The sequence below is a fragment of the Cupriavidus sp. 2TAF22 genome (assembly GCF_052115045.1).
In the GTDB taxonomy this organism is placed as follows: Bacteria; Pseudomonadota; Gammaproteobacteria; order Burkholderiales; family Burkholderiaceae; genus Cupriavidus.
Window position 1 is genome coordinate 76,918 of sequence record NZ_JBFRFX010000024.1, and the last position, 19,531, is coordinate 96,448.

Sequence of the window (19,531 nt, forward strand, 5' to 3'; positions counted from 1 at the left end):
GCGCTGCCCGCGAGGGCAGCGGCGAACCAGCTGCGCTTAGTTTGCGCGGCTGCGGTATTCGCCGGTACGGGTGTCGATTTCGATCTTGTCGCCGATGTTGCAGAACAGCGGCACTTGCAGCTCGAAGCCGGTGTTGATCTTGGCGCCCTTGAGCACCTTGCCCGACGAGGTGTCGCCCTTGACGGCCGGTTCCGTGTAGATGATCTCGCGCACCAGCGTGGTGGGCATTTCCACCGAGATGGCCTTGTCGTTGTAGAACACCACTTCGACGTTCATGCCGTCTTCGAGGTAGTTCAGCGAGTCGCCCATGCTGTCCTGCTCGACTTCGTACTGGTTGAATTCGGTGTCCATGAACACGTACATCGGGTCGGCGAAGTACGAGTAGGTGCATTCGCGGCGATCCAGCATCACGACTTCGAACTTGTCGTCGGCCTTGAAGACGGACTCGCCCGGGGCTTCGGTCAGCAGATTCTTGTACTTCATCTTGACCACGGCGGAGTTGCGGCCCGACTTGTTGTACTCGGCCTTCTGCACGACCATCGGGTCGGTGCCGATCATGAATACGTTGCCGACGCGGAGTTCTTGTGCGGTTTTCATCTGAACTGTTTTCCTGAAAAAATTGTCTCGGAATTCGGTGTGGCGAAGGCGCGCTGCCAGCGCACGGCGGTGGCCGTGCGCACGCGGCCCGTCCAGTACGCCCAGGTTCCGCTGCCGATGCGGTGGCGGGTGCCACTGTCATCTTCTGCGCGTTCCCCCGTTTTCCGGCCGGTCGCCATCAAATCAACCGATTATTTTACCTGATTTTCGCAGAAGCCCACGAGATTTGCCGCCAGATCGCCGAGGTGCTGCAGGCTGCGCTGCCATTGCTCGGTCGCCTCGCGCAGCACCGGCAAATGCAGGCGAAATGCTGGCCAGTCGAGTGAATCGCCAGGCGCATTCCATGCGCGCCAGAACGCCGCGAACGCCGCTGCCGCCGCCCCGTTGCCGGCACGCTCGAGCCGTTGCGTGAAGAGGTCGAGAAAGGCATTCAGCTTGACCAGGTGCGCCGCGTCTTCCTGCGGGTAGATATGCCAGACCAGCGGTTGGCCCGCCCATTGCGCGCGGACAAAGGAATCCTCGCCGCGCACGAAGTTGACATCGCACAGCCACAGGAGCTCGTCGTAGTGCTCCTGGCGCACAAACGGCACCACGTGGGCCGTCAGGTTGCCGGTGGAAAAGGTGTCGCCCGGCCTGGCACCGGGCGTGCCGAACCAGGCGCTCGCCTGCTCGGCGGCGAGGCCGGCCGGCACCAGGCACTGCACCGGCTCCGCGCCGTCGCGCCACTGCGCCAGCAACGACGGCAGGGCCGCGTTGGGGTAGGCGAACAGGCTGACCTTGAGCGCGCCGTCGATGGGGCGCGTGCCAAGCCGGTGCCACAGCGCGGCCTGGGCGGCAGGCGCGGCGCGCAGATGCTCGCGCTGCGTGCCAAGCATGGACTCGCGCAACAGCCCGCCGGTGCCGGGCTCGAAGCCCGGGAAGAAAAAATACTTCACCAGCGGCAGGCGCGGATGGGGCGAGCTCATGCGATGGTGCTCCCGCACCCATGTCTCGGCGCTCAGGTATTCGAGGTTGATCCAGGCCGGCCTGGGCATGCGCGCAGCCATGGCGCCAAGAAATGTCGCCGGCAGGTCGCATGCGAACGATTCGATCACCGCGTCGTGCGGCACGACGCCGGCGAAGCGCGCGGCGCTGTCCTGCCCGCTCTCCTGGTCGGGCCGCCGCCATGGGCGGATCGTCACGCCGGCCAGTTCCTGCTGTCCGGCGTTCACGTCGAGGCCCGGCGCCAGCCGCGCGAAGCTATGCAGGTCGTCCACCCACAGCCGCACGGCGTGGCCGTGCTCCTGCGCAAGCTGGCGCGCCAGCCGCCAGCAGACACCGATATCGCCGAAGTTGTCGATGACGGTGCAGAAGATGTCCCATGAGCGGACGGTGCGGTCGGGGCGGGTGGTCATGGCGGCGTGAGGCGACAAGGAATTGCTCTAAACTTGCGATTTTAGAGCCTGTCGCGCCGTCGCCTGCCGGCCGTGCGCTGACCGGCCGCTTCCACACGGTCGATTCCCACCCGATGTCCCTGCCGGAACCCGAAATCCAGAATCCAGGCACGCCCGCCCCGGCGGCTGCCGAGCCCGGCCACGCGGCCGCGCCCGAGCCACAGTTCGATCCCAAGGCGGCGATCGCGCAGCTGCCCGGCCTGCCGGGGGTCTATCGCTACTTCGATGCGCAGGGCAATGTGCTCTACGTCGGCAAGGCGCGCGACCTGAAGAAGCGTGTCTCGAGCTACTTCAACAAGAACCTGCCGTCGCCGCGCATCGCCCTGATGGTGGCCAAGATCGTGCGCATCGAGACCACCGTGGTGCGCACCGAGGCCGAGGCGCTGCTGCTGGAAAACAATCTGATCAAGGCACTGGCGCCGCGCTACAACATCCTGTTCCGCGACGACAAATCCTATCCCTTCGTCAAGCTGACCAGCCACCGCTTTCCGCGCATGGCCTACTACCGCGGCGCGACGGATCGCAAGCACCAGTACTTCGGGCCGTTCCCGAGCGCGCATGCGGTGCGCGAGAGCATGCAGATCCTGCAGCGCGTGTTCCAGTTGCGCACCTGCGAGGACACTGTCTTCACCAACCGCACGCGGCCCTGCCTGCTGCACCAGATCCACCGCTGCACCGCGCCCTGCGTCAACGCCATCAGCGAGCAAGACTATGCGCGTGACGTCAGCAATGCGGCGCGCTTCCTGCAGGGCCGCCAGAGCGAGGTGCTGGAAGGCCTGCAGGCCAAGATGGAAGAGCATGCCGGGCGGCTCGAGTTCGAGCAGGCGGCGGCGGTGCGCGACCAGATCGGTGCGCTGTCCACGGTGCTCAAGCGCCAGGCGGTGGAGGAAGTCGGCCAGGCCAGCGATATCGATGTGCTGGCGGTAGCCGTGGAAGGCGGCCGTGCCTGCGTCAACCTGGCGATGGTGCGCGGTGGCCGGCATCTCGGCGACAAGGCCTATTTCCCTGCGCACGTGGAAGAAGGCGCGATGATCGTCGAGGATGAGGACGCCGAGGCCGGTGCCGGCAGCGAGGCAGGCGCCGAGGCCCCCGCAGGCATCGCGGCGGAGCGCATCGCCGCCGAAGTGTTGTCTGCCTTCATGGCCCAGCATTACCTCGACCAGGCCGTGCCGCCGATCCTGGTAGTGAGCCACCTGCCGCCGGACAGGGCGCTGCTGCAGGCCCTGTCGATGCAGGCCGGGCGCAAGGTCACGCTGGTGCGCCAGCCGCAGGGGCAGCGCCGCGCCTGGCTCGAGATGGCGCAGCAGGGCGCCGCCCTGGCGCTGTCGCGCCGGCTTGCCGAGCAGGGCAGCCAGCAAGCCCGCACGCGCGCGCTGGCCGAGACCATCGCTCTCGACATGGAAGACCTGGCGCTGCTGCGCGTGGAGTGCTTCGACATCAGCCATACCGCCGGCGAAGCCACGCAGGCATCCTGCGTGGTGTTCCATCATCACGAGATGCAGAACGCGGAATATCGCCGCTACAACATCCAGGACATCACGCCGGGCGACGACTATGCCGCCATGCGCCAGGTGCTTACGCGCCGCTACCAGAAACTGGTGGAGATGCTGGAGCAGGCGCGCGAGGCCGGTGTCGATGGCGGCCAGGGCGATGCCGCCGGTGCGCTGGTGCCCAGCGTGGTGCTGATCGACGGCGGCAAGGGCCAGGTCGAAGTGGCGCGCCAGGTGTTCGAGGAGCTTGGTCTCGATATCGGCCTGCTGGTCGGCGTTGCCAAGGGCGAGGGCCGCAAGGTCGGGCTGGAGACGCTGGTGTTCGCCGACGGACGGCCGTCGCTGGAACTGGGGCAGGGCAGCGCGGCGCTGATGCTGGTCGCGCAGATACGCGACGAGGCGCACCGCTTCGCCATTACCGGCATGCGCGCGCGCCGCGCCAAGGCGCGCACCACCTCGCGGCTGGAGGAGATCGAAGGCGTCGGGGCGCGTCGCAGGCAGAAGCTGCTGACCCGCTTCGGCGGCTTGCGCGGGGTCATGGCAGCCAGCATCGACGAGATCGCGAGTGTCGACGGCATCTCGCATGCGCTGGCCGAGGAAATCTACCGCCAGCTGCATTGATTCGGACCCGCGCGCGCCGCGCGCGGCGCGAAATGCTCGGCTGGCGTTGAAATAGGCGACAATCGCGGAGTTACCCATCGCCGTTGTCTCGTTTCGAGCCCCCAATGCCGCTGAATATTCCGATCTTGCTGACCTGGCTCCGCGTTGCCATGATTCCTCTCGTGGTGGGGGTGTACTACCTGCCCGAGGCGTGGCTCCCGATGCACGCCAAGAACATGACGGCCGCCGGTTTCTTCATCGTGGCGGCGGTCACCGACTGGCTGGACGGCTTCCTTGCCCGGCGCTGGAACCAGACTTCGTCATTCGGCGCCTTCCTCGACCCGGTGGCCGACAAGCTGATGGTGGCGGCGGCACTGCTCTCGCTGCTGGCGCTGGGCCGCGTCGCCGACCTGATCGCACTGGTGATCATCGGCCGCGAGATCACCATTTCGGCCCTGCGCGAATGGATGGCGCAGATCGGCGCTTCCAAGAGCGTGGCCGTCAATTTCCTCGGCAAGCTCAAGACGACTTTCCAGATGATCGCCATCCCCTTGCTGTTGTTCAATGACAGCCTGCTCGGCATCGTCGACGCCTCGGTGCTCGGTACGTGGATGATCTATGTGGCCGCCGTGCTGACGCTGTGGTCGATGTTCTATTACATGAAGCTCGCCTGGCCGCAGATCCGGGAGCGTAGCCGGCTGGGCGGAGAAGCCACCGCACAAAAATAATGGCTCGGTGAAAAATATGCTTGACGAGGGTGTTCCGGTTTGCAATAATCCTGTTCTCGCTTCTGACGAAACAAACCGAACGAAGCGAAATGCAGCAAGAACGCATCGAGATGGCAGCAATATCGGGTCAGAAGTTGCGTTTTAGCTCAGAAGTCAGCAGGAACATGCGGGAGTAGCTCAGTTGGTAGAGCGCAACCTTGCCAAGGTTGAGGTCGCGAGTTCGAGACTCGTCTCCCGCTCCAGTTTTTGCCAGATTCGATGGTGACGGCCGATGCCGTGTATTATCCGGGTCGACTTTTAGTAGTTATGCGGTATGTAATGCGGGAGTAGCTCAGTTGGTAGAGCGCAACCTTGCCAAGGTTGAGGTCGCGAGTTCGAGACTCGTCTCCCGCTCCAAATCCCAAAGGGAAGCGCCGCTTCCCTTTTTGTTTGTGATGATGGTGCGCAAGGCGCGGCCCCGGCAGGGTCGGGCGATTGCGGCTACAATCCAGCAGCAAGTCACCCGGCGGGGTGGCAGAGTGGTCATGCAGCGGCCTGCAAAGCCGTGTACGCCGGTTCGATTCCGACCCCCGCCTCCAGGATTCAAGCAAAAAGCGCCACCCTAGCCGGTGGCGCTTTTTGCTTTCCGGCGCCGGTGTTGTGCGCAATGCCGGCCATCCTTGCTTGCCATGTCCGCCATGTCCTCCACATCCCCGATATGCATCAGGGCAGGACGCGATTACCAGCGCAAGCCTGTCCCCATGGACCCGGTCTCCACGATCACGTATTGCATGCGTTCCTTGTAAGTGGCCTCCACGCGGTAGTCTGCGGGCGGCAGCTTGAATAGGCAGCGCGGGCCTGTCGCCGGGATGGATGCCAGCACCCTGCCATGCCGGCGCAGTCGTACATCCACGTCCGTCGCGGATACGCCATTCGGGCCCTCGGTAAAGACCACGCCGAGGTTGTACTGCTCCTCCAGGCGCGTCAACTGCTCGTTCTCCTCGCTATCCGAGCCACCGCAGATATAGGTGACACCGCCCACCGTTCGCGGTGTCATCGGTTGCGATCTCGTCGCCATCAATGGCGGGCGTGGCATCGTCGGGGCAGGCGTATCCGCAACGGCGGCCGCAGGCGGTGATTGCGGGGCCTCGGCCTGTGCCTGGGCTGGTTCCGCCGGCGGAAGTGCAGCCCGGGGGATGGCCAGTGGCGGAGCAAACACCTCGGCCGGAGCAGTAATCGATTGCGGCCGCGACGGCGAGGTCTCGGACTGCACGGCTACGGGAGCCACCTCCACCTGTGTTCCCGGTTTGATCGAGGCATCCGCTTGCGCGGTAGCCACGGCTGGCATCTCGGCCGGGGCTTGAGCTTGGGTCTGAGCTTGGGTCTGGGCTTGGGCGCCGAGCGCAAGTCCAAGTGCCAACGCAGTAAGGCTGAAGCGCGCGACGGACACTGGGCGGAGGGTGAGTGAGATCGACATGGCGTTCCTCAGTGGTCGGGTCCAGTAAGACTAAGCAAGCGCCGACGGGCAGGCTATCCACCAGAAGTTTCACGGATTTGTGGCGTGGCGCACCGTACCGGACCTTCGACATGCATGCAGTCAGCCTCATGACTGATGGTGGTGGGCGTATCCGGGTGGATGAAGTCAGGGCGCGGACGCGCCCGATCGTGGTCGCGCCCTCCCGCAAGCGCGGGCGCGGTCCTTGCCGCCGCGGGTGGGGGCAGTCTCGGCCATTCCTGAATCGACCCCTGCCCGGGGCGTCGGGGTCCTGCTGCCGCGGGGTGATCTGTTTTCTATCTTCGTCAAAAAATCGGATTACTCCTATCTTTGTCGTTCAATTTCACTATTTATCCATAAAACCCTTCAGTGCTTTTCTCTCCTTGCCGTAAAGGCAGGAGGAGCCATTCAAAAGACGGCTCACCAAATCCGGAGATGTCGGAAGCGCGCTTTGCAAGCAGAAGTCCTGGGCCTGCGGGAACGGGTGGGGCGGCACGCGCCGCGCCTGCGCACGCTCGCGGGTGTTCCCTTTCATTGTCCATCTGGAGGATCGGCGTTCGCGCCTGCGGCGCCGGAATATGCGCCATGAATATCACTCAACGCCTGCTCGCCACCTTGTCGCTGCTCCTGTTCGCCATGCTCGCCGTAGGGCTCGACGGCATCTGGCAATTGCGCTCGGCGCAGGAGCGGTTTTCCTATTTCAATGACAACACCCTGGCCAGCGTGCGCACGCTGAGCGACCTTCGGGACACCGTCAGCAGCATGCGGCTCGCTACCTATCTCTATCCCTTGTCGCCAACCGACGCGGGCCGCGCAGAGGCGCTCGCGGCGCTGGCGGCGGCCGACAAGAGCTTCGATGAGAAGCTCGCCTACTATCAGCGCAGCATCCTGTCCGGTGACGCCGATCGCAAACTGCTCGAGGCGGACCGTGCCGCGGCCAAACGCTACCGCGCCGAGCGCGAGCGCTTCCTGGAGCGGTTCGCTGCCGGCGATAGCGCGACTGCGCTAGGCATGCTGATGGGCGGCTCGCTGTACGACGCGGCGGTGGAGCTGCGCGCCGCCATCAACGAACACGTTGCCTACAACGCCGGCCTGGGCGAGGAGGTGGTCGCGCGCAATGGCGCTGCCTACGAGGCGGCGCTGAAGATGTTCTCGGTCATCATCGCCCTTGCCTTCGCGACCTGCGTGGCGATGGGTTATTCGCTCTATCGGCGCATCCATGGCAGCCTGGCCGAGATCGAAGAAACCCTGCGCTATGTCAGCGATTCGCTTGATCTCGACCGCCGGGCCCTGGTGCGGCACAAGGATGAGATCGGGCGTACCGCGGTGGCTTTCAACCATCTGATCGAGCGGGTCGCATCGGCGCTGCGCGCGGTGCGCATGTCGACCGACTCGGTCAGCACGGCCGCACAGCAGATTGCGGCCGGCAACGCGGATTTGTCCTCGCGCACCGAGCAACAGGCCGCTTCGCTGGAGCAGTCCGCAGCCAGCATGGAGCAGCTGACCGCGACCGTGCGACAGAACGCCGACAACGCGCGCCAGGCCAGCGGGCTGGCGGATAACGCCGCAGACGTCGCGGAGCATGGCGCCACGGCGGTGCAGCAGATGGTGGACACCATGGGTGCCATCAGCACCAGTTCCGCCCGCATTGCCGAGATCACGAACTTGATCGAAGGCATTGCCTTCCAGACCAATATCCTGGCGCTCAATGCCGCGGTGGAGGCGGCGCGTGCCGGCGAACAGGGGCGGGGCTTCGCGGTGGTGGCCGGCGAGGTGCGTAGCCTGGCCCAGCGTTCTTCGAGCGCCGCGAGGGAAATCAAGGATCTCATCGATACCTCGGTGGACACCGTGCGCAAGGGCTCGTCGCAGGCCGAGGACGCCGGCAGGACCATGACGGATCTGCGCCAGGCCGTGCGGCGCGTATCGGACATCATCAGCGAAATCGCCGCCGCTTCGCGGGAGCAGAGCACGGGTATCGAGCAGGTCAACCAGGCGGTCGGGCAGATGGACGAGGTGACGCAACAGAACGCGGCACTGGTGGAAGAGGCCGCAGCGGCCGCGCAATCGCTTGAAGAGCAGTCGCACAGGCTGCGCGATACGGTGGCGACTTTCCGGCTGTCGCCAGCGGCTGCCTAGCCGCGGCCGGCCCGTCCCGTGCATGGCCGCTGCGCGCGGCCAGATCCGCATCACAGTGCCAGCCTCGGCGCTTATAGGGGCACATTGCCTGGCGATTCCGCGCTTTGACGCGCGGATGATCGTGTTACATTGCATGTCGTAGTCTTCACAGGGCGTTCAGGGGCTATCCGACCTGGAGCGCGCGCCCATGTCGTCCGCATGGACCGCGCCGCGTTGCGCCCGAGGGCTGCTGCAAGACTTCCGTTCCCGTTCTCCCCGATCAGCGTGGTATCTCCCTGGCCCTCCCGGCGTCGCACGCCGCGGTGCGCGGGGATGCCTTGTGGTCCCCGGCATTTGCACCGTGCGGGGGCGGGCGGGCCGTCCAGTCAATGCCTTCCCGGCACCCCACGAGGAATCCACAACGCATGCATCACGCTACCCCGCTTATCAGCACGATCGTCGGCGGCCTTGTCCTGGCATTCATCCTGGGTGCGCTGGCCAACCGGCTCAGGCTGCCCCCGCTGATCGGCTACCTGTGCGCGGGCATCGTGGTAGGGCCGCATACGCCGGGCTACACCGCGGACCAGGCGCTGGCGCCGGAGTTGGCGGAACTGGGCGTGATCCTGCTGATGTTCGGCGTTGGCCTGCATTTCTCGCTCAAGGACCTGATGGCGGTGAAGAAGATCGCCATCCCGGGCGCGGTGGTGCAGATCGCCATTGCCACGGTGCTCGGCATGTGCGTGGCGTGGGGCTTCGGCTGGGAGTGGGGGCCGGGCCTGGTGTTCGGCCTCGCGCTGTCGGTGGCCAGCACGGTGGTGCTGCTCAAGGCCTTGCAGGAGCGCGACCTGGTCGAGTCGCCGCAGGGGCGCATCGCCGTTGGCTGGCTGATCGTGGAAGACCTCGCGATGGTGCTGACGCTGGTGCTGCTGCCGGCGGTCGCCGGCTTGCTCGCGCCGGCGGGGGAGGGCGCGGATGCGGCGGCCGCGCCGGGATCCGGCGAGATCCTGTTCACGGTGTTCTCCACGCTGGGCAAGGTCGCGGCCTTCGTCGCGGTGATGCTGGTGGTCGGCCGCCGCTTTATTCCGTGGATGCTGGAGCGCATCGTCTGGACCGGCAGCCGCGAATTGTTCCGGCTCGCGGTGCTGGCCACGGCGCTGGGCGTGGCGTTCGGCGCCTACTCACTGTTCGGCGTGTCGTTCGCGCTGGGCGCGTTCTTTGCCGGCATGGTGCTGGCCGAATCGGAGTTCAGCCATCGCGCGGCGGAGGAGTCCCTGCCGCTGCGCGATGCATTCGCGGTACTGTTCTTCGTGTCGGTGGGCATGCTGTTCAATCCCATGGTACTGATCACGGATCCGTGGGGCGTGCTGGCCACGCTGTTTATCATCGTGGTGGGCAAGTCGGTGGCAGCGCTGTGCATCGTGCGCGTGTTCGGGCATTCCACGCGCACCGGCATGACCATTGCGGTCAGCCTGGCCCAGATCGGCGAGTTCTCCTTCATTCTCGCCGGCCTCGGCGTCTACCTGAAGATCTTGCCGGAGCGCGGCCAGGCGCTGATCCTGGCCGGCGCGCTGCTGTCCATCGTGCTCAATCCGCTGCTGTTCCACCTGCTCGACCGCTACAACGCGAAACAGCAGAGCGAAGCCGATCCGCAGCCGGCCTGAGCACGTCTATGCTGCGCCGTCCTGTTCCGCGCGGGCCTGTTCCGCGGCCGCGTCGCGGCGCAGATACTCGGTGAAGGCAAGCAGGCCCTGCGTAGGGTACTTGTCCTGGTGGACCACGAGCTGCAGCGGCCTCACCACATCGGGCAGGCCTTCGCGCAGCGCTACCAGCGTGCCGCGCCGCAGTTCGTCTTCCACCACCTGCAGCGACAGGCAGCTCACGCCGTAGCCGCTCATCACGGCGCGCTTGATGGCTTCGGTATTGCCGAGTTCCAGCGCAAAGCGCAATTCGCCAAGCAGTGGCGCCAGCCGCTGCTCGATGACCTCGCGCGTGCCCGAGCCGGGTTCGCGGACTACCCAGTCGGCGTCGCGCAAGGCGGCCAGGTCGCCGGGCCTGCCGGCCAGCGGATGCGCAGGGCCTACCACCACCACCATGACATCGTCGCGCCAGTGCGCGCTGCGCAGGTCGCGTTCGTGGCAGGTGCCTTCGATCAGGCCGATATCCGCTTCGAAGTGCAGTAGCGCTTGCAGCACGTCGCGCGTATTGCCGATGCGCATGTCCAGCGTGCACGGGCCGCTCTGCGCGTGGCGAAAGCCAGCCAGCAGGGCGGGCAGGATATAGCTGCCGATGGTGTTGCTGGCGGCGATGCGCAGCTGCACGCCGGGCTGGACGGTGAAGCGCTCCAGCTCATGCGCCTGGTCGAGCAACGACAGTGCGCGCGGGAAGAACATCCGGCCGGTTTCATTGATGCTGAGCCGGCGCGCGACGCGATCGAAGAGCGCGCCGCCCAGCGCGGTTTCCAGGTCCGCCAGCGCGGCGCTCACGGCCGACTGGGACATGGCCAGTGCTTCCGCCGCCGCCACCGTGCTGCCGTGCTGCGCTACGGCGACAAAGACGGAAAGCTGGCGCAGGGTGAGGCGGAGCGGGCGCTGGTTCATATCTGAAATTCAGGTAAGGTAAAACGATATTACCTGTTTTACAGGTTTAGGGCGGCTCAGTACTCTGAGGTCATCTTCCAATACGTCCCGAAGCCGCCTTGCTGCAGGGATAAATAGCGAGCCTGCCATGTCTTCCGCACCCTCGACCGTAGCTGCCAATCTCGGCGCCGAGCCGCCTTCATGGGCTGCCAGGTTACTGACACTGCTCCCGCTAGGCTTCATTGCCTGGCTGGCGATGGTCTTCTCGGCGCATCCCGCGGTCTCGCACCTGGGCATGAGCGCGCTGACGCTGGCGATGTTTGCCGGCATGATCGCGGGCAATACCTTGCCGCAGCGCTGGCTGACGCCGCTGGCGCCCGGCATGCAGCTGGCCCGCCAGCAGTTGCTGCGCCTCGGCGTGGCGCTGTACGGGCTGCGGCTGACTTTCGGCGCCATCGTCGATCTGGGCGCGGCCGGCGTGCTGGTGCCGCTGGCCATGCTCGTGGCGACGCTGCTGGTCGGCGTCTGGATCGGCACTTCCCTGCTGGGCCTGAGCCGGCGCGAGGCGATCCTGGTGAGCGCGGGCAGTGCGGTATGCGGCGCTGCCGCGGCCATCGCGGTGGCTTCCGTGGTGCGCACCGATGACCGGCAGACCGCGGTGGCAGTCGCCACCGTCGTACTGTTCGGCACGGCCGGCATGCTGCTCTATCCCTATCTGTTCGAACTGGCCACGCAGCACTGGCACTGGGCCATCAGCGAGCGCACGTTCGGCATCTACACGGGGGCAACGCTGCACGAGGTGGCGCAGGTCATCGCATCGGGCAAGATGGTCAGCGACGCCACCGCGGACGCCGCGGTGGTGGCGAAGATGGTGCGGGTGCTGGCGCTCGGGCCGTTGCTGCTGGTGCTGGCATTGTGGCCGAAGGCGCATGCCGAAGGCGCAGACGAGGCCGCGCACGGTGCACGCCCCTGGCGCGCGATCCTGAAGGCCGTGCCGTGGTTCGCAGTCGGGTTTGTGGCGGTCATGGCCGTGCATTCCGCCGGCATGGTGCCGCAGGACTGGAAGCCCGCGCTGCTGGCCTTCGACAACTGGCTGCTTGCCTGCGCGATGCTGGCGATCGGACTGCACACGCGCATCGGAACCTTGCTGCGCGCAGGACGCAAGCCGCTGGCGCTGGCTGGCGCACTGTTCGTGTTCCTGGTGTTGGGCGGTGCGCTACTTTGCGGCGCGGTGGCCTGAGCGGATGGAATGCTGCTGGTGCGGCCGACGGGGGTCGAACCCGTAAGCCCGGAAGGGCGGCAGATTTTAAGTCTGCTGAGTCTACCAATTTCTCCACGGCCGCACGGCAAGCCCGGTATTGTGTTCGGTTGGGCGCGGTGATGCAAGCTCCGCGCTACGCAACCGCAAGCCGGGGCGGCCATGTGTATATGTGGCGCTTGTTACGCCTCGTAACAATGTAGAACCCCCGGTTTCACCTGGAATTCGGGTAGCCCCTACAATACGGCTTATCGAATAACGACTTGCAAGAGGCAAGGATCATGAAACGTTGGCTGCTCGCAGGACTTGCATTGCTGGGGGTGATGGCATCGGGTGCGGCAATGGCGCATGTCAGCGTCGGCGTGGCGGTCGGTGTTCCCGGCGTGGTGGTTGGCGGCCCGGCGTACTATCCGCCGCCCGCGTACATTGCAGCACCTCCGGTGATGGTAGCTCCCGCGCCGGTCTACTATGGTCCGCCGCCGGTCGTGGTGCGTCCGGCCCCGGTCTACTACGGCCCCGGCTATTACGGCCCGCGCTACTATGGTCGCGGCTATTACGGTCGCGGCTACTACGGTCGCGGCGACTATGGCCCGCCGGGACACTGGCGCCACGAGCATCGCCACTGGCGATAAGCATGAACGATCTGTCTTGCGCGGATCGTAAAAAAGGGCCCCGCGGGGCCCTTTGATTTTTCCGGCGCATCCCGGAAAAGCACTGCCGACGCGGCAAAACGCTGGTGGTTCCCGCGCTGGTAGTGGGGTCAAATTATTTGAATAGTTTCATCAAACGGTTGGCTGGATCTTTATTAGGGTTTTCACCTACACTGCCTGTGTTGCACTGCGATGAAATGATTCCGCAAAGTTGTTCTCGTCCAGTGCCGCTCCAGCACACTACTACCCAAAAGGATCCGACCATGAAGATCAAGAACAGCCTGGTGGCGATCGTAGCACTGACCGCGCTTTCCGCACTCTCCGCTTCCGCATTCGCCGCTGGCATCGCCAAGGCCGACCCCTACACCGACGGCGCCAAGATGGGCAAGGTTGACCCGTTCACCGATGGCGCCAAGATGGGCAAGGTTGACCCGTTCACCGATGGCGCCAAGATGGGCAAGGTTGACCCGTACACCGACGGCGCCAAGGTTGGCGATCGCCGCGACCAGTTCACCGACGGAGCCTGACAAGCTCTGGCAGCGTTGCGCACGGCAGCGCTGCAGTCAGCAAAAGGCCCGCCTCGCGCGGGCTTTTTGCTTTCCTGGGTTCATGGCGGCCACAGGCAGTGTGCCGTGGTCATGCCAATGTCCGGGGCGCTATACTTCCGGCTCATTGAACTGAATTACCGAACCGATTTCGAGGAGAGTGGTATGCAGCAAAAAACCGTGCTGACGGCAGACGATGTGAAAAAGGTGCTGGCCGCAGCAGAGGTCGAGGCCAAGAATCACCACTGGGCGGTGTCGATCGCCATCGTGGATGATGGTGGCCACCTGCTGGCCCTGCTGCGCCTGGACGGCGCCGCGCCGATCTCGAGCTACCTCGCCACCGAGAAGGCGCGCACGGCGTCGCTGGGCCGCCGCGAGTCGAAGGTCTACGAAGACATGATCAACAACGGCCGTCACTCGTTCATGACCGCGCCGATGCTGCAAGGCATGCTCGAAGGTGGCGTGCCCATCATCGTCAATGAGCAGGTGGTGGGCGCCGTCGGCGTGTCGGGCGTGAAGTCGACCGAAGACGCGCAGATCGCGCGCACCGGCATCGCCGCCCTGGTGGGCGTCTGAGGCTTGCCCCCAAGGCTGTAGAAGCACCTGCCGGCGGGGAGCCCCGCTCACTGCCGGCGGCACTGGCGCCAACCGCGCCGGATCGCTGTCTTGCCTGCCGTGCCGCGGCCGTTGCCGGCCGTGCGCACTGCCTGCGGGTTCCCGCGGGCGTTTCTCCCGACGCAGTCCCTTCCTTCCCTTCCTTGTGGCATGCGCTGCCGCGGCGACCGCGCGGCAGGGGGACTTACTTCGTCAGGATCAGCTTGCCGTAGCGCGTGATGCGCAGCGTGTAGACCTCGCCGTTGTGCAGGATCGGCAGCAGGTTATTGCCGCGCATCAGCGTTTCCAGCGGCACCGCATCGCTCGCCGGCGCGGCGGGCAGGCTGTCGCGCACAAGGGCTTCGAGGCGCGCGGGCAGGGCGGCCACGGCGGACTTCATCGATTCGATTGCCGCGCTGGCCGTGGTCTCGCGCCGCGCTTGCGCGGGCTTGCCAGGGGCGACCTCGATCCGGCGCAGGGACAGGCGGCGACGGGTGACTGCGGGTTGCGACAGCGGCAGGGTCAGAGTGCTCATCGGTAGGCTCCGGTCCGGTGGTCTGTGGTGGCGAAGCGGGCTGCGCGCCATCACGACCGGGTTCAAGTTGGTCTAATCTTAAATGAGAACCGTTATCATTACAATAGCGTTTTTCAATGGCCCGATGCAAAAACCTGGCGCTGTCTGCGGCGTGCGACAAGGCCCTGCAAGAGAGCAGGGGAGAGGGCGACGAAAGGCATCACGCCAAATAAAAAAGGGCACTCCGTGGAGTGCCCTTTTCGCTGCTTGCTTCAACCGGCTCAGTGCTTGGGCTCGGTGATGAAGCCAATCTTGCCCAGCCCGCCGTGCTGCGCGGCAGCCATGACTTCGGCCACGCGTTCGTAGCGGACGTCGCGGTCGGCGCGCAGGTGCAGTTCAGGCTGCGGCTGCTGCTGGGCCGCCTCCGAGATGTTGGCGTCGAGCGCTGCCTCGTCCACCTCGACCTGGTTCCAGAACACCTTGCCGGCCGCATCGATCGACAGGTTGATGCTCTGCGGCTTGGGATCGTTGGGCGTGTTGGTTGCGCGCGGCAGGTCGATCTTGACCGCGTGGTTGATCACGGGAATGGTGATGATGAAGATGATCAGCAACACCAGCATGACGTCGACCAGCGGCGTCATGTTGATCTCGCTCATCACCTCGTCATCGTCTCCGTCGAGGGTACCGAATGCCATGATGACTTCCTTCTTGCCTTGCTGCGGCCTTACTGGTTCTTGACGGCGAGGCGCATGCCGGCATCGTCGGTGGCGCCACGGGAATTGCTCGGGCGCACGCGGGCGCCGGTCACGAAGTATGCGTGCAGGTCGTGGGCAAAGCGATTCAGCTTGGAGATCACGCCCTTGTTGCCGCGGCTCAGCGCGTTATAGCCCAGCACTGCCGGGATCGCCACGGCCAGGCCGAACGCGGTCATGATCAGCGATTCGCCCACCGGGCCGGCCACCTTGTCGATGGTCGGCACGCCGGAGGCGCCGATATTGATCAGTGCATGGTAGATGCCCCAGACGGTGCCGAACAGGCCGACGAACGGCGCGGTCGAGCCGACCGATGCCAGCACTGCCAGGCCGGACTGCATGCGCGCGACGGCGTCGTCGATGGCGCTCTTGAGCGAGCGGGTCAGCCAGTCGGAAATGTCCATCACGTCATGCAGCTGGGGCTGGCTGGCGCGGTGGTGCTGGGTGGCTTCCTTGCCGGTCACGGCGAGCGTGCGGAACGGGTTGGCATCGTTGCCGCCGAGCGTCTCGAGGGCATGGTCGAAATCGTCGGAATGCCAGAAGCGCTTCTCCGCGCCGTGGGCCATCTTCTTCAGGCGGACAAGATCCCATGCCTTGGTGAGGATGACGATCCACGAAGCCAGCGACATGATGAGCAGAATGATGGCGGTGGCGCGCATGACGAAATCGCCTTGCGTCCAGAGATGCGAAAGTCCTAGGTCCTGCATGATGGTTCCTGGTGAGGTCGGTATTGAAATCAGTTGAGTTCGAAGCCGATCGGCTGCTGGGCGGTGACCGCCACGGCGCGACCGTTATCCATGTATGGCTTGCAGCGCATGCGCTGGACCGCATCCACGGCGGCCTGGTCCAGGCGTGAGGACCCGCTCGAGCTGACGATCGCGGTCTTTACCACCTTGCCGCTCTCATCCGTGGTCAGGCGGACAACGGCCTTGCCGGTTTCGCCCATGCGACGCGATTGCGACGGATAAGCCGGTTGCGGCGGCGTGCACTGGATTTCACCGATGCCGACGGCGCGCGGCGCGGACGACACGGGAGCGGCCGGCTCAGGCGCAGGTGCCGGCGGCGCAGGCGGCGCGGGCGGTGCCGGCGGCGCTTCCACGGCGTTTGGCGTGGGCGGCAGCGACGGTACCGGCAGCGGCGTGGGCCTGGGCTGCGGCGGCGTGGGCTTGGGCGTAGTGACCTTGACCTGCTTGGGCGGGGTTTCCGGCTTTGGCTTGGGCGTCTCGACCGCAGGCTTCTGCGGTGGTTCGAGCGGGATGATGCGGGCGACGATTTCGGGGGAGATCACGGCTTCCGTGATCTTGCGCCCCAGCCCGCTCTGGATCAGGTAAAGCAGGCCGACGTGGAACAACAGGACGGCTAGCGTGATCTTGAGAAAACGTTGATCGAACATGTGAAAACAGCAGATGTCGGCGGTCTGGCGCGGCGCCGGCTTTATTAGCGATAGGGCCTATTTGCGATAGAACAGGATCAGCGAGATGCCACAACCGACCAGCAAGCTAAGCAGCAATTCCATGATAAACGCTCCTTCAACAGGGTATGCCGGTGGGAGCGCCGCTCTAGGGGCAGCGTGTCAGGCCATCAGTATAAACGATAATGATTCTTATTTGTTGGCATTCTGCGCAATGCGGCCTTTCGTGGAGGCGAGATCATTTCGTGCTCGCCCTCCGCGGTCTTGCGGCGGCCGGCTTCTTTCGTTCGCGCAGCCGTCTTTATACGCCGATTTTGCTTTTGCTTTCCACTCCCGCAACCGATGGCCAGGCAAAATTCGCGGCCCTTACGGCACAGGGTTGCCGGCAATGCCCGATCTGCCACAAAGCGCGCTAGCATAGGAAAAAAGAAGAGCAATTCGTCGCGCCCCGACGGCGCTCCCCGTGCGAGAGGATCAGGCCATGGACTTCACCCGTTTCGCCGATGATGACCGCTCGACGCTCCTGCGTGCCGCTGCCGGCTCGCCGTGCACTTCCGCGCTCGACTGGATGTGCGCCCAGTTCGCCCTGCGCGTGGTGTGCGCGCTGGGGCCGCGTTTCAACCTGCGCAGCAATATCAACGACATCCTGACCGTCAGCGCACAGGACATGGTGTGGCCCTACGGCGTGGTGTTGCGCGTGCAGCGCTTCCTGGCCGCGCGCTGCGCCGACATGCCCGCCTGGAAGGGCGCCGCGCGCCTGACGCCGGAGGAATTCCTGGAGCGGCACGGCCAATGGAACAGCGCCTTCGACGAGAGCGCGCTGTTCTACTACCTCGACGAATACGTCAAGCACCACGCCAAGGACATGTTCGCCGTGTTCGACGTCTCCGCGGCCGCGCTGGCTACGCGCCTGGACGGCGAGCGTGTGCTGCTGGTGCGCAATATCGACATGCTCAGCCACGTGCTGGACTTGCCGGAGCATGAGCGCAAGCTGCTCTTGTACGCCGCGCTGGCCAAGTACAAGCGCGACCTGCGCGCCGTGATGGTGGACTGCAAGGTGGCGCATAGCCAGGAGGCCTTCCAGATCCTGGCCGGGCTGACCGGCGCCAGCCCGGCAGCGGTGGCCGCCTCGCTGCGGCCCGGCTCGCGCCTGGAGACGCTCAACCTGATCGAGCAGCCGCTGCCCGAGAACAGCGTGACCGACCTCGGCGACCTGATGCGCCTGTCCGACCGCCTGCTGCACGTGCTGCTGGGCAACTACGCCAACGAGGCGGAGATGATGGCTGTGTTCACGCGGCCTGCCGCGGCGCCCACGCTGGGCACCGGCGACTATCCGCACGTCGAGACCGATGCGCGCTATCTCTCGGCGCTGCTGTCCAACGCCACCAGCCAGCACGCCTGCGGGGTCAACGTGCTGATCTACGGCCCGCCCGGCACCGGCAAGACCGAGTTCGCCAGGCTATTGGCGCGCGAAGCAGGCTGCGAGCTGTACGAAGTGGATTGCCTCGACCGCGACGGCAACAGCCTCTCGGGCAAGGACCGCTATCGCTCGCTGCAGGTGTCGCAGGCCTTCCTGCGCGGCCGCCCGCGCACGGCGCTGCTGTTCGACGAGGTGGAGGACGTGTTTCCCGGCAGCGCGCGCGAGCTGACCAGCCTGTTCGGGCAGGAAGATCCACGCGGCTCGGTGAACGGCAAGGCGTGGGTCAACCAGACGCTGGAGCAGAATCCGGTGCCGGTGATCTGGATATCCAACTCGATACGGCAGATCGACCCGGCCTACCTGCGCCGCTTCCAGTTCCACCTGGAGCTGAAGATCCCGCCGCCACTGGTGCGCGAGAACATCATCCGCAAGCACCTCGGCGCGCTCGACGTGAGCGATGCCTTTATCGCCTCTCTGGCCGCGCGCAAGACGCTGACCCCGGCACAGGTGCAATCGGCTGCGCGCTTCGTGCAGCTTGCCCGGCCGGGCGTGGCCGAGCCGGTGGAGGCGCTCATCCTGCGCCAGCTCGACCATGCCGACCGTGCCATGGGCCTGCGCCCGGAGGCGGAGGTGCGTCCGGTGGTCACGCACTATCGCCTCGACTATCTCAACCTCGAGACGCGCTACGAGGTGGGGAAGATCGTGCAGGCGCTCAAGGCGCGCCAGCGCGGCACGTTGTGCTTCTACGGGCCGCCCGGCACCGGCAAGACGGCGCTGGCGGAGCATATCGCTACGGCGCTGGAGCAGCCGCTGATGATCCGCCGCGCCTCTGACCTGATGAGCAAATACGTGGGCGAGACCGAGCAGCAGATCGCCGCCATGTTCGCGCGTGCCGAGGAAGACGGCGCGGTGCTGCTGCTCGACGAAGCCGACAGCTTCATGCAGAGCCGCCAGAACGCCGTGCGCAACTACGAGGTCTCCGAAGTCAATGAGATGCTGCAGGGCATGGAGCGCTTCAACGGCATCTTCGTCTGCACCACCAACCTGTTCGAGCGCATCGACGAAGCCGCGCTGCGGCGTTTCTCGTTCAAGATCCGCTTCCTGCCACTCAAGCCGGATCAGCGCGCGGCGATGTTCGTGGAGGAAGCGCTGGACGGCGATGCCGAACGGCTTGACAGCACCATGCGCGAGGAACTGGCCCGCATGGATTGCCTGACGCCGGGCGACTTCGCCACCGTCAAGCGGCAATGCGGCTTGCTGGGCGAGTCGCTGACGCCAGACGAATTCCTGGCGCAACTGCGCCAGGAACATGCGGTCAAGCCCGACGTGCGGCAGCGGCGGCCGCTGGGCTTTCTCCAGTAGCGGGGCGGGCAG

Annotated in this window: 18 protein-coding genes and 4 tRNA genes; 12 read left to right on the forward strand and 10 right to left on the reverse strand. The window is 65.5% G+C overall.

What is annotated here, in order from left to right; all coding sequences use genetic code 11:
- Positions 1-36: 36 nt before the first annotated feature.
- Positions 37-597, reverse strand: a complete 561-nt coding sequence (gene efp / locus AB4Z48_RS26370; RefSeq protein ID WP_441619425.1) for an elongation factor P — start codon at positions 595-597, stop codon at positions 37-39.
- 191 nt (positions 598-788) lie between these two features.
- Positions 789-1,991 carry an elongation factor P maturation arginine rhamnosyltransferase EarP gene (earP, locus tag AB4Z48_RS26375; protein WP_441619427.1) on the reverse strand — a complete coding sequence of 401 codons (1,203 nt, stop codon included), beginning with the start codon at positions 1,989-1,991 and terminating at the stop codon, positions 789-791.
- A 113-nt stretch (positions 1,992-2,104) separates the two neighbouring features.
- Here earP and uvrC point away from each other — a divergent pair, with 113 nt between their 5' ends.
- The 5 genes from uvrC to AB4Z48_RS26400 all read left to right on the forward strand — a co-directional run bounded on the left by uvrC (position 2,105) and on the right by AB4Z48_RS26400 (position 5,426).
- Positions 2,105-4,141: an excinuclease ABC subunit UvrC gene (gene uvrC / locus AB4Z48_RS26380; protein WP_441619429.1), complete on the forward strand. Its 2,037-nt coding sequence runs from the start codon at positions 2,105-2,107 to the stop codon at positions 4,139-4,141.
- Between the two features lie 104 nt (positions 4,142-4,245).
- Positions 4,246-4,848: a CDP-diacylglycerol--glycerol-3-phosphate 3-phosphatidyltransferase gene (gene pgsA, locus AB4Z48_RS26385; RefSeq protein WP_441619431.1), complete on the forward strand. Its 603-nt coding sequence runs from the start codon at positions 4,246-4,248 to the stop codon at positions 4,846-4,848.
- 166 nt (positions 4,849-5,014) lie between these two features.
- A tRNA-Gly gene (locus AB4Z48_RS26390) sits at positions 5,015-5,090 on the forward strand.
- A 78-nt stretch (positions 5,091-5,168) separates the two neighbouring features.
- Positions 5,169-5,244: transfer RNA gene (locus tag AB4Z48_RS26395), tRNA-Gly, on the forward strand.
- 108 nt (positions 5,245-5,352) lie between these two features.
- Positions 5,353-5,426 (forward strand) — tRNA-Cys (locus tag AB4Z48_RS26400).
- A 140-nt stretch (positions 5,427-5,566) separates the two neighbouring features.
- Here AB4Z48_RS26400 and AB4Z48_RS26405 read toward each other — a convergent pair.
- Both AB4Z48_RS26405 and AB4Z48_RS26410 read right to left on the reverse strand, forming a co-directional pair.
- Positions 5,567-5,884, reverse strand: coding sequence for a hypothetical protein (locus AB4Z48_RS26405; protein ID WP_441619433.1), 318 nt, complete (start codon positions 5,882-5,884; stop codon positions 5,567-5,569).
- Positions 5,885-6,668: 784 nt separating this feature from the next.
- Positions 6,669-6,857, reverse strand: coding sequence for a hypothetical protein (locus AB4Z48_RS26410; RefSeq protein ID WP_441619435.1), 189 nt, complete (start codon positions 6,855-6,857; stop codon positions 6,669-6,671).
- A gap of 50 nt (positions 6,858-6,907) precedes the next feature.
- On the opposite strand from AB4Z48_RS26410, the gene AB4Z48_RS26415 reads away from it, so the two are divergent.
- Together AB4Z48_RS26415 and ybaL are read left to right on the forward strand one after the other, a co-directional pair.
- The gene (locus tag AB4Z48_RS26415; protein ID WP_441619437.1) at positions 6,908-8,458 is read left to right on the forward strand and encodes a methyl-accepting chemotaxis protein; all 1,551 of its coding nucleotides are present in this window, start codon (positions 6,908-6,910) and stop codon (positions 8,456-8,458) included.
- Between the two features lie 404 nt (positions 8,459-8,862).
- Positions 8,863-10,098 (forward strand): YbaL family putative K(+) efflux transporter, encoded by a 1,236-nt coding sequence (ybaL, locus tag AB4Z48_RS26420; RefSeq protein ID WP_441619439.1) that lies wholly within the window; start codon positions 8,863-8,865, stop codon positions 10,096-10,098.
- Between the two features lie 6 nt (positions 10,099-10,104).
- On the opposite strand, the gene AB4Z48_RS26425 is transcribed toward ybaL, so the two are convergent.
- Positions 10,105-11,034, reverse strand: a complete 930-nt coding sequence (locus tag AB4Z48_RS26425) for a LysR family transcriptional regulator (protein WP_441619441.1) — start codon at positions 11,032-11,034, stop codon at positions 10,105-10,107.
- A 127-nt stretch (positions 11,035-11,161) separates the two neighbouring features.
- On the opposite strand from AB4Z48_RS26425, the gene AB4Z48_RS26430 reads away from it, so the two are divergent.
- Entirely contained in the window at positions 11,162-12,253 is a 1,092-nt protein-coding gene (locus AB4Z48_RS26430; RefSeq protein WP_441619442.1) for a YeiH family protein, read from the forward strand.
- 16 nt (positions 12,254-12,269) lie between these two features.
- Here AB4Z48_RS26430 and AB4Z48_RS26435 read toward each other — a convergent pair.
- Positions 12,270-12,356 (reverse strand) — tRNA-Leu (locus AB4Z48_RS26435).
- Between the two features lie 196 nt (positions 12,357-12,552).
- On the opposite strand from AB4Z48_RS26435, the gene AB4Z48_RS26440 reads away from it, so the two are divergent.
- The 3 genes from AB4Z48_RS26440 (at position 12,553) to AB4Z48_RS26450 (ending at position 14,042) form a co-directional block, all read left to right on the forward strand.
- Positions 12,553-12,903, forward strand: coding sequence for a hypothetical protein (locus tag AB4Z48_RS26440; protein ID WP_441619444.1), 351 nt, complete (start codon positions 12,553-12,555; stop codon positions 12,901-12,903).
- A 281-nt stretch (positions 12,904-13,184) separates the two neighbouring features.
- Complete coding sequence (locus tag AB4Z48_RS26445) at positions 13,185-13,448, forward strand: hypothetical protein (RefSeq protein WP_441619445.1); 264 nt, start codon at positions 13,185-13,187, stop codon at positions 13,446-13,448.
- 183 nt (positions 13,449-13,631) lie between these two features.
- Positions 13,632-14,042, forward strand: coding sequence for a heme-binding protein (locus AB4Z48_RS26450; RefSeq protein ID WP_441619447.1), 411 nt, complete (start codon positions 13,632-13,634; stop codon positions 14,040-14,042).
- Positions 14,043-14,265: 223 nt separating this feature from the next.
- Here the strand turns inward: AB4Z48_RS26450 and AB4Z48_RS26455 are convergent, their stop codons facing one another.
- From AB4Z48_RS26455 to AB4Z48_RS26470, 4 genes are all read right to left on the reverse strand, one after another.
- Positions 14,266-14,595 (reverse strand): hemin uptake protein HemP, encoded by a 330-nt coding sequence (locus tag AB4Z48_RS26455; RefSeq protein ID WP_441619448.1) that lies wholly within the window; start codon positions 14,593-14,595, stop codon positions 14,266-14,268.
- Between the two features lie 260 nt (positions 14,596-14,855).
- Complete coding sequence (locus AB4Z48_RS26460; protein WP_441619450.1) at positions 14,856-15,269, reverse strand: ExbD/TolR family protein; 414 nt, start codon at positions 15,267-15,269, stop codon at positions 14,856-14,858.
- A 29-nt stretch (positions 15,270-15,298) separates the two neighbouring features.
- Complete coding sequence (locus tag AB4Z48_RS26465; RefSeq protein ID WP_441619451.1) at positions 15,299-16,033, reverse strand: MotA/TolQ/ExbB proton channel family protein; 735 nt, start codon at positions 16,031-16,033, stop codon at positions 15,299-15,301.
- A gap of 29 nt (positions 16,034-16,062) precedes the next feature.
- Complete coding sequence (locus AB4Z48_RS26470) at positions 16,063-16,719, reverse strand: energy transducer TonB (protein WP_441619453.1); 657 nt, start codon at positions 16,717-16,719, stop codon at positions 16,063-16,065.
- A gap of 499 nt (positions 16,720-17,218) precedes the next feature.
- On the opposite strand from AB4Z48_RS26470, the gene AB4Z48_RS26475 reads away from it, so the two are divergent.
- Positions 17,219-19,519: an AAA family ATPase gene (locus tag AB4Z48_RS26475; protein ID WP_441619454.1), complete on the forward strand. Its 2,301-nt coding sequence runs from the start codon at positions 17,219-17,221 to the stop codon at positions 19,517-19,519.
- Positions 19,520-19,531: the final 12 nt, after the last annotated feature.

Bases quoted from the DNA above. Each gene is read 5' to 3' on its own strand.
- efp (WP_441619425.1), bottom strand. From the start codon at position 597: ATGAAAACCGCACAAGAACTCCGCGTCGGCAACGTATTCATGATCGGC.
- earP (WP_441619427.1), bottom strand. From the start codon at position 1,991: ATGACCACCCGCCCCGACCGCACCGTCCGCTCATGGGACATCTTCTGC.
- uvrC (WP_441619429.1), top strand. From the start codon at position 2,105: ATGTCCCTGCCGGAACCCGAAATCCAGAATCCAGGCACGCCCGCCCCG.
- pgsA (WP_441619431.1), top strand. From the start codon at position 4,246: ATGCCGCTGAATATTCCGATCTTGCTGACCTGGCTCCGCGTTGCCATG.
- AB4Z48_RS26405 (WP_441619433.1), bottom strand. From the start codon at position 5,884: ATGACACCGCGAACGGTGGGCGGTGTCACCTATATCTGCGGTGGCTCG.
- AB4Z48_RS26410 (WP_441619435.1), bottom strand. From the start codon at position 6,857: ATGAAAGGGAACACCCGCGAGCGTGCGCAGGCGCGGCGCGTGCCGCCC.
- AB4Z48_RS26415 (WP_441619437.1), top strand. From the start codon at position 6,908: ATGAATATCACTCAACGCCTGCTCGCCACCTTGTCGCTGCTCCTGTTC.
- ybaL (WP_441619439.1), top strand. From the start codon at position 8,863: ATGCATCACGCTACCCCGCTTATCAGCACGATCGTCGGCGGCCTTGTC.
- AB4Z48_RS26425 (WP_441619441.1), bottom strand. From the start codon at position 11,034: ATGAACCAGCGCCCGCTCCGCCTCACCCTGCGCCAGCTTTCCGTCTTT.
- AB4Z48_RS26430 (WP_441619442.1), top strand. From the start codon at position 11,162: ATGTCTTCCGCACCCTCGACCGTAGCTGCCAATCTCGGCGCCGAGCCG.
- AB4Z48_RS26440 (WP_441619444.1), top strand. From the start codon at position 12,553: ATGAAACGTTGGCTGCTCGCAGGACTTGCATTGCTGGGGGTGATGGCA.
- AB4Z48_RS26445 (WP_441619445.1), top strand. From the start codon at position 13,185: ATGAAGATCAAGAACAGCCTGGTGGCGATCGTAGCACTGACCGCGCTT.
- AB4Z48_RS26450 (WP_441619447.1), top strand. From the start codon at position 13,632: ATGCAGCAAAAAACCGTGCTGACGGCAGACGATGTGAAAAAGGTGCTG.
- AB4Z48_RS26455 (WP_441619448.1), bottom strand. From the start codon at position 14,595: ATGAGCACTCTGACCCTGCCGCTGTCGCAACCCGCAGTCACCCGTCGC.
- AB4Z48_RS26460 (WP_441619450.1), bottom strand. From the start codon at position 15,269: ATGGCATTCGGTACCCTCGACGGAGACGATGACGAGGTGATGAGCGAG.
- AB4Z48_RS26465 (WP_441619451.1), bottom strand. From the start codon at position 16,033: ATGCAGGACCTAGGACTTTCGCATCTCTGGACGCAAGGCGATTTCGTC.
- AB4Z48_RS26470 (WP_441619453.1), bottom strand. From the start codon at position 16,719: ATGTTCGATCAACGTTTTCTCAAGATCACGCTAGCCGTCCTGTTGTTC.
- AB4Z48_RS26475 (WP_441619454.1), top strand. From the start codon at position 17,219: ATGGACTTCACCCGTTTCGCCGATGATGACCGCTCGACGCTCCTGCGT.